The organism is Mesorhizobium sp. P160187 (assembly GCF_057766425.1).
On the sequence record NZ_JBYMDX010000005.1, the window covers coordinates 476,196 to 489,919 of the forward strand.

The following is a 13,724-nucleotide window of genomic DNA, read 5'->3' on the forward strand; positions in this document are numbered from 1 at the left end:
TATTTGCACAGACGGTTGGCGGCTCAGCCGCCCACCGCCGCCTGCCTCTCGCTACCACGTTGCCGCTGCACATAATCGCGAAAACTGATGCATTCGACGTCGGCTTTCACGCACGTCTCGTCGGCAAAGCGCTCCAGCGCGTTCCAGTAGGCGCCGTCATTCATCAGCGTGAAATGGAAGCTCAGCACCAGCGGGATGCGCTTGCCCTGATATTGCTTGTCGAAGGCGGCGCGGAACGCCTGGTAGGTCCGATCGCTGAACTCGGCTGCCTGGCTCGGCCGCTCGAAGCCGCCGGAATGCCGGACATAGAGATTGTAGTCCATGGCGATCACCGGCCTTGAATTCGGGCCTTCCGGGATCTGTGGCAGCGAAAAGCGGGTCAGGCCGCCGCCGGTCGGCGGCTCGACCGGGCCATTCGAAACGCCGCTGGCGTCATAGTGGTAGTCGGCTTCAGCCAGGGCCTCGTAGAGCCCTTTGCCGGTCGAGAGGTAGGGTGCGCGAAAGCCGACAACGGCATGGGCGATAGCGCGCCAGCCTGCCGGCTCGGGCGCTATGCCGTTGATCGCATAGGCGTTCTCCAGAATGTGCCCGAACGAGGCGAATTCCTTCAGCCAGTCGGCCTTGCTCCAGTCCTTGCCGTCGAAATGGCCGCAGCCATGGCTGGCGATGTCATGGCCTTCCGAAGCGGCGAGCCCGATCTGATCGAGCCGATCGGCGACGTCCTGCTTCGAAGCGGCAAAGCCGATGTTGGATTTGCCCGCGGACTTGGCCGGAGCTGTGTAGTCGGCCCGCGTCTGCGGCGACAGCAGGAAGACGCAGGACAAAAAGTAGGTGAAATGCGCGCCGGTGCGCTTGGCCAGCGCCCGGCTGCGCTGCCATTGCGAGATCTCCCGGGCGCTATCGAACGAGATGATGACGATTTGCTTCGGCTTTGCCGGGGCAGGCGGCGCCGGCGGGTCGGCGAAAGCCGCACCAGCCATGGCAAGCACGGCTGAGGAAAACGCAACAACGCGGGACAAACGTGGCATCGGCAATCTGGGCTTGATCTGGAGGCAGTCCAAGCCGGCTATCGGCAAAATGTGGCGTGGGTGCGATCAACGTCGGCAGCTATGCGCCCGGCGATTAGCCGATTTTCCTGCCGAGCCCCTTCCATGCCCGCGAAATTTCGCTAAAACGCGGGCTCAAGAAGCGCCCCTGTTAGGGCAGCAATGGTTTTGATTGATGTCCGACGACAGTTTTATCCGCGAAGTCAACGACGAGATCCGTCGCGAGCAGGCGCAGGCGCTATGGGACCGCTTTGGTCCGGCGATCCTTGGCCTCGCCATCCTGGTGGTGCTTGGCACCGCCGCCTTCGTCGGCTACCGCTATTGGGACGAGACGCGCGCCAACCGCTCCGGCGATGCCTTCTCGCAGGCGCTGAAGCTTGCCAATGACGGCAAGAGCGACGAGGCGCTGACCGCCCTCGAACAGCTGGAAAAGGACGGCTACGGCGCCTATCCGCTGCTCGCCCGCATGCGCGCGGCGACCGTCAAGGCCGACAAGGGCGACTTTGCCGCCGCCGTCGCCGATTTCGATGGCGTCGCCGCCGACAACGCCATTCCCCAGGGCATTCGCGACATGGCGCGCCTGCGGGCCGCCCTGCTGCTCGTCGATCACGGCTCCTTCGCCGACGTCTCCAGCCGCGTCGAGGCGCTGACCGCCGACAACAACACGCTGCGCCACACAGCGCGCGAAGCGCTCGGCCTTGCCGCCTGGAAGGAAGGCAAGACCCAGGATGCGCTGAAACTGTTCGACCAGATCGCCGCCGATGACGGCGCCCCGCGCAACGCGCGCCAGCGGGCGACGCTGATGTCGGAATTGATCCGCGGCTCGGGCGCGTCATGATACGCATCGCCCAAAATGCGCTGCGGTTTTGGGCGATGGATGACGGATTGTAGGGCCGGATGAGCTTCAAAGTCGCCATTATCGGCCGTCCCAACGTCGGCAAATCGACGCTTTTCAACCGGCTGGTGGGACGGAAGCTGGCGCTTGTCGACGACACGCCGGGCGTCACCCGCGACCGTCGCGTCCACGCGGCAAAACTCTACGATTTGCATTTCGATGTCATCGACACCGCCGGCTTCGAGGACGCCGCCGCTTCGACGCTGCCCGGCCGCATGCGCGCGCAGACCGAGATCGCCATCCGCGAGGCCGACCTGATCTTCTTCACCATCGACGCCAAGTCCGGCCTGCTGCCCGACGACCGGACCTTTGCCGAAATCGTGCGCAAGTCCGGCAAGCCGGTCGTGCTGGTCGCCAACAAGGCCGAGGCCAAGGGCGCCCAGGGCGGCATGCTTGAAGCCTGGGAACTGGGCTTGGGCGAGCCGATCCCGGTCTCGGCCGAGCATGGCCAGGGCATGCCCGATCTGCGCGACGCGGTGATCAAGGCGCTGGGCAAAGACCGCGCCTTCGGCGAGGAAGAAGACGAGGCCGAGGACGTCGCCGCCAGCGAGGTGCTGATCGGCGAGGACATCACCGATCCCGACGCCGAACCCGCCTATGACGACACCAAGCCGATGCGCATTGCCGTCGTCGGCCGGCCCAATGCCGGCAAGTCGACGCTGATCAACGCGCTGATCGGCGAGGAGCGGCTGTTGACCGGCCCGGAAGCCGGCATCACCCGCGATTCCATCTCCGTCGACTGGGACTGGCATGGCCGCCGGCTAAAACTGTTCGACACTGCCGGCATGCGGCGCAAGGCCAGGATCCACGAGAAGCTGGAAGTGATGTCGGTGCAGGACGGCTTGCGCGCCATCCGCTTTGCCGAGATCGTCATCATCGTGCTCGACGCTACCATCCCTTTCGAGAAGCAGGATTTGCAGATCGCCGACCTAATCATCCGCGAGGGCAGGGCGCCGGTCATCGCCTTCAACAAATGGGACCTGATCGACAATCCGCAGGAACTGCTGGCCGAGTTGCGCGAAAAGACCACACGGCTTTTGCCGCAGGTGCGCGGCATCCAGGCGGTGACCGTTTCGGCCGAGACCGGGCGCGGCCTCGACAAGCTGATGGATGCCGTCATCAAGACGCACAAGGTGTGGAACAGCCGCGTTTCCACCGGCAAGCTCAACCGCTGGCTGGAAAGCATTCTGGCGCATCACCCGCCGCCCGCTGTCGCCGGCCGCCGGCTCAAGGTCAAATATGTCACCCAGGCCAAGACCCGGCCGCCGGGTTTCGTCGTCCAGTGCTCGCGGCCCGACGCGATGCCGCAATCCTATGTCCGCTACCTCTCCAACAGCCTGCGCGAAGCCTTCGACATGCCCGGCGTGCCGATCAGGATAGCGCTGCGGACTTCGGACAACCCGTTCGCGGGGAGAGCGAACAAGCGCAAGTGAGCGGTGACGGTTGCGAAATTCTCCGCAAGATTGGAGGGACAGCACCCCCCTCTGCCCTGCCGGGCATCTCCCCCGCAAGGGGGGAGATCAGTCGTTTCATCTTTGGAGCCTCTCTTGCAACGTTGAAAATTGGCGAAAGCATTCGCGAGATCCAATCTCCCCCCTTGCGGGGGAGATGTCCGGCAGGACAGAGGGGGGTGTGACGGAACGCTACGCTGGACAGCCGCTTCCGTCTAAGCGACCTCTCTCAACCGCTCGTCCTGCGGCAGTGCCGCCACCGCCGCGTGCCACAATATATCCGCCAGCCGCGCCGCCACCGGGTCCAGTTCGGCGTCTTTCTGGTGCAGCACCAGCGCCATGGTCGGCAGCGCGGGTAAGCCCAGCGTTTGCGGCGCCATCGCCCTGACATTGGCCGGCAGGCCGATATCCGTGCGGATGGTCAGGCCGAGGCCGGCGGCGACCGCCGCCCAGATGCCGCCAAGGCTGGGGCTGGAGAAGGCCATCCGCCATGGCAGGCCGGCGCGGTCGAGTGTTTCCGTCGTCACCGTGCGCAGCAGGCACGGCGCTTCCAGCGCCACCAGCGGCAGCGCCTCGCCCTCGCGCAGCCTGGTCTCGATCAGCTTGGCCGGCCCGATCCAGCGCAATTGCGCGTCGCCGACATGCCGGCTGTAAGGCAGCGCCTGGCCGCTGTCCCAGGCCAACGCAATGTCGAGATTGCCTGATGTGATCCGCTCGGCGAGTTCATAGCTGCGCCCGATCCGCGCCTCGATCTTGACCTTGGGGTGCGCGCGGGCGAAGCGTCCGAGCACCTCCGGCAGCACCGCCTCGCCGAAATCCTCCTGCAGGCCGAGCCTGACCCAGCCTTCCAGTTCCACGTCGTGGATGGCCGAGGCAGCCTCGTCGTTCAACTCGAGCAGCCGCCTGGCGTAGCCGAGCATGGTTTCGCCGGCTTCGGTCAACGCCAGTCCGCGGCCCGACTTGCGGAAGATCGGCGTCGCCGCCTGGTCCTCCAGCTTCTTCAGTTGCGCGCTCACCGCCGAGGTCGAGCGTCCAAGCCGGTCGGCGGCCTTGGCGAAGCTGCCGAGTTCCATGCCGGTGACGAAGCTTCGGAGGACTTCGAGGTCGAAGGTTACGCGGCGCATCATAACGATCCTGTTTTTCGGGAACAATTGTCAAAAACTTCCCGATATTCGGGATGAAGTTATGGCGGTAAAGACGAGGCGTCAAGGTCCCGAAAGGGCATCAACAGGAGTCCCGCCATGTCGATTGCCGACGCAAATTGTGAGCCAGGCCGGGTTGGCCGAGCCGCCGCCGTCACGTCGAAGGCTGAACGATTTCGCGCCAATCATCGCTGGAAGGTGCTTGGCATCGGCGTTGCCGCCAATGCCAGTTTCTCCGCAACCTTCGCCGGCATACCGGCGGCGGCGGTGTTTCTGCGGTCGGGCTATCACTTGAGCAATGGCAATCTCGGCCTGGTCGTCGGCCTTCTCGGACTGGGCGTCGCCTTGAGCGAACTGCCCTGGGGTCTGCTCACCGACCGCTGGGGCGATCGCGGCGTGCTATTGACCGGCCTTGGTGCGACCGCGGCGTGGCTCGCCCTGATGGCGTTGTTCATCGTGCCCTCAGTGACCTATGTGCCTGGCGTCGCAATGCTGGCCGCATGCCTTCTGGTCGCCGGCCTGCTCGGCGGCAGCGTCAACGGTTCCAGCGGCCGCGCCATCATGGCCTGGTTCCATGAAGGCGAACGTGGCTTTGCCATGAGCATCAGGCAGACCGCGGTGCCGCTCGGCGGCGGGCTCGGCGCGCTGGTCCTGCCGTCGCTGGCATCGGTGCACGGTTTCGCGGCGGTCTTCGGGCTGCTGGCCGCCATGAACGCCGTCTCTGCGCTGTTTGCCTGGCGATGGCTGCACCAGCCGCCGGAACTGGACAATGCCGGCAGCATGGCCATGGCAAAGTCGGGCGGTCCGGCGCCGCTGCGCAATGTCGAGGTCTGGCGCATCGCCACCGCCATCGGCCTGCTCTGCTTTCCGCAAGTGGCGGTGCTCACCTTCGCCTCCGTTTTCCTGCACGATTTCGCCGGCATGGCCACGCTCACGATCAGCGCCAGCCTTGCCGCGGTGCAGACCGGCGCGATGGTGATGCGCGTCTGGAGCGGCCGCTTCACCGACCGCCATGGCAACCGCCGCTGGTTCCTGCGCCTCTGCAGCATGACGAGCGCGCTTGGCTTCGCGGCCGTCGGCCTGCTGGTCCTGGCGGCAGGAGCCACGCCAGACGCCCATGCCGCGTTGATCCCGGCGATTGCCGTGCTGCTGGTCGTTGCCGGCATTTCGGTCTCCGCCTGGCATGGCGTCGCCTACACCGAACTCGCCACGCTTGCCGGCGCCAGCCGCGCCGGAACCGCGCTCGGTCTTGCCAACAGCTTCGTCTTCATCGCCTTCTTCGTGGTGCCGACCGCCATTCCGGCTTTGCTGCTTGTCTGGTCGTGGCCTGGCGTCTGGCTGGTGGGCGCGCTCTGCGCCTTGATTGCATGGCCAATTTTCCTGCGGCCGAACTGACGGGTTGGCCGGTCGGCAAACGGCGTCCCATTTCGGGCCGCTTCGGAAAAACACGATCAACCGCGTTAACCCCGCATCAAGGTTAATGCTTCACTTTGGCTCTCCAGTGGCTCAGTGGCGTTTCTGGAGAGTTCCCCGTGCATCGACGTGTCCTGAAGCGGCTGGCCGCCGCCGCCGGTGAGAAAAAACGTTCCTTCCTATCGCCATTGGTCATCGGGCTCGGCATCTGGATCGGCTTTCCGACCGTCGTCGCCTACCAGGACATGGGCAGCCTGATTTCCGGCCTCGAAGCCTCGGGCACCCGCTGGAACTCTTATGTCGAGCGCTCCGTCGCCGGCTCGGTTCATGCCGCCGAAATGCCTTTCATCGATTCCGTCACCACCGGTTCGCTCTCGGGCTCGGGCGTACGCCTGCCCGGCGTCGGCAAGGTCTCGTTTCGCGGCAAGGGCAATGTCGCCGGCGTCACGCCCGACGAAGACCGCGTGATGCGCGCCGACAAGAAGGGCCGCATCATCCAGGTCTCGCCGGTGGCGCCGCCGAAGAACTTCAATGCCGGCTCAATCTTTCAGCGCACGTCCTCCCTGCTGCGGCCGAGCATGGACAGCGGCCTGAAGCTCGCCTTCGCCAAGCCCGGCATCAAAGGCAAGGAAATCCAGATCGCCCAGGCCTTCCACACCAATGTGGACAAGAAGCCCGATCCCGGCGTGCCGGCCATGCTTGCCGCCCTCGTCAACAATGACAGACCGGACGTGCTGGCCACCGCCTATGCCCAGGCCGAACCCGATTACGCCAAGGCCTCGCCCTTCGAAGCGCTGCTGCAGGACGAGGAGCCGAGCAGCGGGCGCTTCATTCCGCCGATGGCCAAGGGCGATCATTCGTGGATCCAGAACCCGCTGCCGGCCAGCGTCTTCTCCACGAAGGAGCAGGCCTGCCTCGCCAACGGCATCTATTTCGAGGCGCGGGGAGAATCTATGCGCGGCCAGGCCGCCGTCGCCCAGGTCATTCTCAACCGCGTCCGCAATCCGGCCTATCCGAACTCGATTTGCGGCGTCGTCTACCAGAACGACAACTGGCTGAACCGCTGCCAGTTCTCCTTCGCCTGCGACGGCCGCAAGAAGCGCATCGAGAGCCCCGCCCATTACAAGACCGCGCAGGACGTCGCGATGGCGGTCACCGCCGGCAAGATATTCATTCCCGAAGTCGGCTCATCAACCCACTACTACGCCAACTACGTCCATCCGGGCTGGGCGCGCACGATGCAGAAGATGACCAAGATCGGCCTGCATATCTTCTACCGCACCTATGGCGGCGGCTGGAGCTGAGCCCTTCGGCTTGCCTGTCGCAAACGAACCGCAAGGCCCTGGAAGCCGAAATCGGACAGCGGTCGCCGGACGGATTCGGGGCATGTGCCGACCCGATAGTGCCGGGCACGATGTCGCACCTCGCCAAGTAATTGATTCCAACAGAAAAAATACATGGCTTTGAAGTCCCGCCCGTGGCTTGACGGGCGCAAACCCTCTAACTATGTTGCCGGCGACTTTAGAAGCGGACGGACGGTGACGGTCTGACCGGGCAGGGGGGTTACGATGGCCGACAAGAACGGGCCAGACGGAACCGGAGAAACCGGCCGCGGCAGCAAGCACGAGGCCGACATCCGCGACGAAGATCTCGAACGCCGCCGGCGTGAGCTTGGAGCATCGCTTGCGACAAGACGGCCGGATCAGCTCGAGGGGAATGACGGCGCGAAAGCGACGGCCGGATATGGCCAGGCGCTCAAGCTGTCCAGCGAGTTCATCGCCGGGATAGTGGTGGGTGTGGGCCTTGGCTGGTTTCTGGATCGCGTGGCGGGAACCTCGCCATGGGGTCTGGTCGTCGGCTTGTTGCTGGGCTTTGGCGCCGGCGTGCTCAATGTCCTGCGTTCGTCAGGTGTTGTGGCGGAATTCGGAAAAAGCGAGAAGTCGCACGATCCGAAAGAATGAAATGGCGCGCCGCCAATGGCGCACAAGGACACTTAAGGCCGCTCGCGGTTTTGACGGGGATGTAAATGGCTGCTGACAAGGTCGATCCGATCCACCAGTTCCATATCGTCAAGCTGATTCCGATCAATATCGGCGGCTATGACCTGTCCTTCACCAATTCGTCCCTGTTCATGGTCGCGACCGTGCTCGTCGCATCGGCGTTTCTGTACCTCTCGACCTCCAGCCGCAGCCTTGTTCCCGGGCGCCTGCAGTCGGTTTCGGAAATGGGCTACGAGTTCGTCTCCAACATGCTGCGCGACGCCGCCGGAACGCAGGGCATGAAGTTCTTCCCATTCGTGTTCTCGCTGTTCATGTTCGTGCTGGTCGCCAACCTGCTTGGCCTTTTCCCCTACTTCTTCACCGTCACCAGCCACATCATCGTCACCTTCGGCCTCGCAGCCCTGGTGATCGGAACCGTCGTTGTCTACGGCTTCACGAAGCACGGTCTGGGCTTCCTCAAGCTCTTCGTGCCGCACGGCGTTCCGGTGTTCCTGTTACCGCTGGTGGTGCTGATCGAGGTGATCTCCTTCGTGTCGCGCCCGGTCAGCCTCTCGGTTCGTCTGTTCGCCAACATGCTGGCCGGCCACATCACCCTGAAGGTGTTTTCGGGCTTCGTCGTCAGCCTGAGCGCGCTCGGCGCCGTCGGCGTTGCCGGTTCGGTGTTGCCGCTGGCCATGGCAGTCGCGCTGACCGCGCTGGAATTGCTGGTCGCTTTCCTGCAGGCCTACGTCTTTGCGGTGCTGACCTGCATGTATCTGAACGACGCCCTGCATCCCGGGCACTGACCTAGAATTTCCGGCATCTTTCGCCGGATGGAATTGCAACGAATTACAGATCCAAAGGAGTTTAAAATGGACGCAGAAGCAGCAAAGTACATCGGCGCCGGTATCGCTTGCCTGGGCATGGGCGGCGCGGGCATTGGCCTCGGCAACATCTTCGGCAGCTACCTGGCGGGCGCCCTGCGCAATCCGTCGGCCGCCGATGGCCAGTTCGGCCGCCTGATTTTCGGCTTCGCCGTGACCGAAGCTCTGGGCATTTTCTCGCTTCTCATCGCGCTTCTCGCCCTGTTCGGCTGAGCCCCTGTTCGGCCAATTATTGGTCGGACGAGCATTGGGAAGAATTGGCTGGCCGCATTCCTGCGGCCATGCCTGATATCAGGGGATAGTCCATGTTCGTGACATCTGCGTTTGCGCAAGAGTCCGCACCCGCCGCTGAAGGCGCCCATACCGGTACGGAAGGCGACACGCATTCCGGCACCGGCGTGCCTGCCGAGGCGCACGGCACGTTCCCGCCATTCGATCCGGCGACGTTTCCGTCCCAGCTTCTGTGGCTGGCGATCACGTTCGGGCTGTTCTATTTGTTCCTGAAGAAGGTGGTGATGCCGCGCCTTGGCGGCATCATCGACGTCCGCAGCGATCGCATCACGCAGGACCTCGACCAGGCCGCCAAGCTGAAGGGCGAGGCCGACGCCGCCGTTGCCGCTTACGAGCAGGAACTGGCGGAAGCCAAGGCCAAGGCCAACGCGATCGGCCAGCAGGCCAACGACGCTGCCAAGGCTGAAGCCGAGGCTGCCCGCAAGAAGGTCGAGGCCGCCCTCGACAAGAAGCTCGGCGAGGCGGAGGCCAGCATTGCTTCCATCAAGGCCAACGCCATGAAGGAAGTCGGCACGATTGCCGAGGACACCGCTTCAGCCATCGTCGATGCGCTTGTCGGCGGCAAGACCAGCAAGGCCGAGATCTCGGCTGCGGTCAAATCCGTGGCCCGGTGAGGAGCACATTATGGACGCCACATCTCTCGCAACGCTCTGGGCAACGGTTGCCCTCGTCATTTTCCTCGGCGTTGCCGTTTACATCAAGGTGCCGGGCCTGATCGCCAAGTCGCTCGACGCCCGCGCGACCAAGATCAGCGACGAGCTTGCGGAAGCCCGCCGGTTGCGCGAAGAGGCCCAGCAACTGCTCGGCCAATACCAGAAGAAGCGCAAGGAAGCCGAGCAGGAGGCCGCAGCCATCGTCGCTGCCGCCAAGCGCGAAGCCGACATGCTTGCCGCCGAGGCGCACAAGAAGACCGAAGACTATGTCACCCGCCGCACCGCGCTTGCCGAGCAGAAGATCGGCCAGGCCGAGCGCGAAGCCGTCGCCGAAGTGCGCGCCAGCGCCGTCGACATCGCCGTCGAGGCGGCCCGCACGCTGCTCGCCGGCAAGATCGACGCCAAGGCCGGCGCGGATCTTTTCAAGTCCGCGCTGCAGGACGTGAAGGCCAGGCTGAACTGAGCGGGGTTAACTCGCTGACATCAAGCCGCCCGGGCAACCTGGCGGCTTTTTTGTTGAGCGCGGACAATCTCCCCCCTTGAGGGCCTGTTGCGTTATAGGTTTTGGGCGTGGAGAGAGACGGCAACGGCAATACGAGGTGGTTTCCGGCGCTGGTTTGTGGCCAGATGGGGTAGGCGTTGGCGTATTCGGCGGATTTCGGGCGCAGTGCGACCCTAGATCAGGTCGCCAGCGTCACCCAGCGACGCATGTTGAAGGCCATGGCGGCGATGAGAACCTGTCCTGCCGCCTTGGCCAGACCGCGATAGCGGATGGCGCAAAGTCGCATGCGGTTCTTCAAGGTGGCGAAGGTCGTCTCGACGGCAAAACGTTGCCGGGCGATCAGTTGGTTGAACTGCTTCAGGCGCGCCGGCAGGCGCGGATGATGCTTGTTGGCCCGCCGCATCAGCCGCGGCTTGATCCCGCGCTGCCTCAGCGACAGCTCGCGCGCCTTGGTGTGATAGGCCGCATCCGCCAGCACCGCGCCTTCGTCGCCACAGATCAGATGATCCGCCTCGACCGTGTCGTTGACGTTGGCTGCTGTCGTCCTCACCCGGCGGATCAGACCAGAACCCTGGTCGACGCCGACATGGGCCTTGTAGCCGTAGGAGGAGCCAGGCTTGCCCTGCCGGCGTGTAAAGCCGGCATCGGGATCGCCGGCATCGCCCGCTTCGTGCGCGGCCCCACTGGGCGGCCGTGCCGCCGCCGTCTCGATCACCGTGGCATCGAGCATCGTGCCGCGCCGCAGGATCAGCCCGGCCTTGTCCAGTTGATGGTCCAGTTCGCCAAACAGCTTCTCCAGAAGCCCGGCCTCCACGAGAAGATTGCGAAAGCGGTTGAGCGTGGTGTGGTCGGGCACCGTCTCCTCGAGCGTCAGTCCAACGAAGCGGCGGAACGACAGCCGATCGGCGAGCGCCTCCTCCAGTTCGTTGTCCGACAGCCCATACAAGGATTGCAGCAGAAGCGCCTTGAACATCACCAGCGAATTGTACGCAGGCCGCCCCGGCCCAGTTGGCGAGCGCAGCCGCGCCAGGATCTTCTCGAAGCGATACCACTTCACCAGCGACGACAGCCGGTCCAGTCGTCCGCTCCGACCAAGACCCTGCGGCAGCAGAGCTTCTACAAAACTGAACTGACCGCTCGGCTTTGTCGTCATCGCAAAATCCCCGTTTCAAAAACAGCGAATCACATCCACCCAATTTTGCAACAGTCCCCTTGAGGGGGAGATGTCGCCAAAGGCGGCAGACGGGGTCGGTTCGACCGGGCGCGACGCTCTTTCTGCGGCCAAGAAGGGCTAGCGCTTGACGCGCGGCGACCCCCCTCTGGCCTGCCGGCCATCTCCCCCTCAAGGGGGGAGATTAGCTGTCCAACCCGACAAACCCTTCTTCTTCCACCACCTCAACCCCACCCAGCCTGAACGGCGCGAATGATGCCCGGTGCAGCCTTGCCACCGGCCCATGCGCTTCGATCGCGGTGCGGTGCCGCACGGTGGCGTAGCCCATATGGACCTCGAACCCGTAGCGCTCGTGATGGCTGCCGCAGCCGCACATCATGCGGTCGCGCATCACCTTGGCGACGATCGAGGCGGCGGCGATCGATTGCGAGCGCTGGTCGCCCTTGATCAGCGCGCGGCCTTCGCAGAGGAGGCCCGGCGGTACATCGCGGCCATCGGCCAGCGCCAGCTTCGCCTGGATCGGCAGGCCGGCAAGGGCGCGGCGCATGGCTTCCAGGCTGGCCTTGAGGATGTTGCTGCCGTCAATGCCTTCGGCGCTGACCGAGGCCATCGACACGCCGAGCGCTGACCCCAGGATTTTCAGGAACAGCGCCTCGCGTTGCAAATGGTTGAGCCGTTTGGAATCGTCGAGCCCGTCGGGAATGTTGGCGGGATCGAGGATCACCGCCGCCGCCACCACCGGCCCGGCCAGCGGACCGCGGCCGGCCTCGTCCATGCCTGCCACCGGCCACAGGCCTTCCGCCATCGCCTTCGTCTCGAAGGAGAAGTCGGGCTTTTCGACGATTTCGAAAAGAAGCGGAGAATCGGAACGTGCGCGAGCCATGTTGCGGCGAGGTTCGCATCGGCTCCGATTCTCCGCAAGTCCCTCCAGGGTCGAGTGGGGCAAGACCGGGAGGGCACCGTCTGCAGGCCGGGGGACAGGCCGGACGGGATTCTTGGGTCGCCTGCCAACCACGAGGGCAGGGCAGGCGCTACTCTCAGAGCAGCATCAGCTGCTCGGTCGCCTTGGCGGCGGCGACAAACTGGTCGGTTCGGAGCGTGCGCCGCTCGGCGTTGAGGCCGAGCCGCTTGGCCGTGATCTCGAAGCGCCGGCCGATCTGCCAGGCATAGGGGCCGGCGCCTTTCATCCGCTTGCCCCATTCCGAATCATAGTCCTTGCCGTCGCGCATCGAACGGATCAGCGACATCACGTGCCGGTAGCGGTCGGGATAATGGCGCAACAGCCAGTCCTTGAAGATCGGCGCCACCTCGAGCGGCAGGCGCAGGATGACATAGCCGGCCTCGCGGGCGCCTGCGGCGCGTGCCGAATCGAGGATGCGCTCCATCTCCTGGTCGGTCAGGCCGGGAATGATCGGCGCCACCATGACAGAGGCCGGGATGCCGGCATCGGAAAGCTGCCGGATCGCCTCAAGCCGCTTGGTCGGCGTCGACGCGCGTGGCTCCATGGTGCGCGCCAGCATGCGGTCCATCGTCGTCACCGACAGCGCCACCTTGGCCAAGCCCCGTTCGGCCATGCGCGACAAGATGTCGATGTCGCGCGTCACGAGATGGGATTTGGTGACGATGCCGACCGGATGGCCGCGCGCCTCCAGCACTTCGAGGATCTCGCGCATGATCCGGTATTGTTTCTCGATCGGCTGGTAGGGATCGGTGTTGGTGCCGATCGCGATGGTGCGCGGCTGATAGCCATCCTTCGACAGTTCCTTGTCGAGCAGCCGCGCCGCATCCGGCTTGGCAAACAGCTTCGCTTCGAAATCCAGCCCCGGCGACAGGCCCATGAAGGAATGCGTCGGCCGGGCGAAGCAATAGACGCAGCCATGCTCGCAGCCGCGATAGGGGTTGATCGAGCGGTCGAAGGAAATGTCGGGCGATTCGTTGCGGGTGATGATGGTGCGCGGCTTCTCGACCTGCACTTCGGTCTTGAACGGCGGCAATTCCTCCAGCGAATTCCAGCCGTCGTCGAACACATGCCGGCTGACCGGCTCGAACCGGCCGGACGGGTTGATGCCCGCGGAACGGCCGCGGTTGCGATCCGGACGGACGCGCATGCCGCTCTGTTCGATCATCGCATTGGCCATCTCGGCTCGCCCTGCTCCGAAAGCAGCAATGTCCGCACGCACGATATGTTCCATTTTGGCCCTTTCCCAAGGACTGTCGGCTGGCTGTCGAATCGCTCTGTTCATGAAAATAATCCTATTTCGCTGATGAGAACAAAGCAAGAACTTTTTCGTTGGGCC

14 protein-coding genes are annotated in these 13,724 nt (G+C 64.4%); 9 read left to right on the forward strand and 5 right to left on the reverse strand.

Going from position 1 to position 13,724, the window contains the following annotated elements:
* Positions 1-23: 23 nt before the first annotated feature.
* Positions 24-1,028, reverse strand: coding sequence for a polysaccharide deacetylase family protein (locus tag AC3CCE_RS26955; RefSeq protein WP_352626055.1), 1,005 nt, complete (start codon positions 1,026-1,028; stop codon positions 24-26).
* 193 nt (positions 1,029-1,221) lie between these two features.
* Between AC3CCE_RS26955 and AC3CCE_RS26960 the strand changes: the two genes are divergently transcribed.
* A complete protein-coding gene (locus AC3CCE_RS26960) occupies positions 1,222-1,884 on the forward strand; it encodes a tetratricopeptide repeat protein (protein ID WP_023729304.1) in 663 nt (220 codons plus the stop codon).
* Between the two features lie 59 nt (positions 1,885-1,943).
* Positions 1,944-3,374, forward strand: coding sequence for a ribosome biogenesis GTPase Der (gene der, locus AC3CCE_RS26965; RefSeq protein ID WP_352626056.1), 1,431 nt, complete (start codon positions 1,944-1,946; stop codon positions 3,372-3,374).
* Positions 3,375-3,607: 233 nt separating this feature from the next.
* Here the strand turns inward: der and AC3CCE_RS26970 are convergent, their stop codons facing one another.
* Positions 3,608-4,516, reverse strand: coding sequence for a LysR substrate-binding domain-containing protein (locus tag AC3CCE_RS26970; protein ID WP_023692115.1), 909 nt, complete (start codon positions 4,514-4,516; stop codon positions 3,608-3,610).
* A 117-nt stretch (positions 4,517-4,633) separates the two neighbouring features.
* Between AC3CCE_RS26970 and AC3CCE_RS26975 the strand changes: the two genes are divergently transcribed.
* From AC3CCE_RS26975 to AC3CCE_RS27005, 7 genes are all read left to right on the forward strand, one after another.
* Positions 4,634-5,929 carry an MFS transporter gene (locus tag AC3CCE_RS26975; protein WP_352626057.1) on the forward strand — a complete coding sequence of 432 codons (1,296 nt, stop codon included), beginning with the start codon at positions 4,634-4,636 and terminating at the stop codon, positions 5,927-5,929.
* Between the two features lie 137 nt (positions 5,930-6,066).
* Positions 6,067-7,251: a cell wall hydrolase gene (locus AC3CCE_RS26980; protein WP_352597340.1), complete on the forward strand. Its 1,185-nt coding sequence runs from the start codon at positions 6,067-6,069 to the stop codon at positions 7,249-7,251.
* A gap of 264 nt (positions 7,252-7,515) precedes the next feature.
* Positions 7,516-7,908, forward strand: coding sequence for an AtpZ/AtpI family protein (locus tag AC3CCE_RS26985; protein ID WP_023668486.1), 393 nt, complete (start codon positions 7,516-7,518; stop codon positions 7,906-7,908).
* Positions 7,909-7,973: 65 nt separating this feature from the next.
* Positions 7,974-8,732, forward strand: coding sequence for a F0F1 ATP synthase subunit A (locus tag AC3CCE_RS26990; protein WP_023668485.1), 759 nt, complete (start codon positions 7,974-7,976; stop codon positions 8,730-8,732).
* A gap of 66 nt (positions 8,733-8,798) precedes the next feature.
* Complete coding sequence (locus AC3CCE_RS26995) at positions 8,799-9,023, forward strand: F0F1 ATP synthase subunit C (protein WP_006206606.1); 225 nt, start codon at positions 8,799-8,801, stop codon at positions 9,021-9,023.
* Positions 9,024-9,115: 92 nt separating this feature from the next.
* Complete coding sequence (locus AC3CCE_RS27000; protein ID WP_023684380.1) at positions 9,116-9,715, forward strand: F0F1 ATP synthase subunit B; 600 nt, start codon at positions 9,116-9,118, stop codon at positions 9,713-9,715.
* A 10-nt stretch (positions 9,716-9,725) separates the two neighbouring features.
* Positions 9,726-10,217 carry a F0F1 ATP synthase subunit B gene (locus AC3CCE_RS27005; RefSeq protein ID WP_023668483.1) on the forward strand — a complete coding sequence of 164 codons (492 nt, stop codon included), beginning with the start codon at positions 9,726-9,728 and terminating at the stop codon, positions 10,215-10,217.
* 217 nt (positions 10,218-10,434) lie between these two features.
* Here the strand turns inward: AC3CCE_RS27005 and AC3CCE_RS27010 are convergent, their stop codons facing one another.
* The 3 genes from AC3CCE_RS27010 to AC3CCE_RS27020 form a co-directional block, all read right to left on the reverse strand.
* Positions 10,435-11,409, reverse strand: coding sequence for an IS5 family transposase (locus AC3CCE_RS27010; protein ID WP_023743626.1), 975 nt, complete (start codon positions 11,407-11,409; stop codon positions 10,435-10,437).
* Between the two features lie 202 nt (positions 11,410-11,611).
* On the reverse strand, positions 11,612-12,310 hold the full coding sequence (gene rnhB, locus AC3CCE_RS27015) for a ribonuclease HII (protein WP_023726390.1): 699 nt from the start codon (positions 12,308-12,310) through the stop codon (positions 11,612-11,614).
* A 154-nt stretch (positions 12,311-12,464) separates the two neighbouring features.
* Positions 12,465-13,619 carry a PA0069 family radical SAM protein gene (locus AC3CCE_RS27020; RefSeq protein ID WP_023684378.1) on the reverse strand — a complete coding sequence of 385 codons (1,155 nt, stop codon included), beginning with the start codon at positions 13,617-13,619 and terminating at the stop codon, positions 12,465-12,467.
* Between the last annotated feature and the right edge of the window lie 105 nt (positions 13,620-13,724).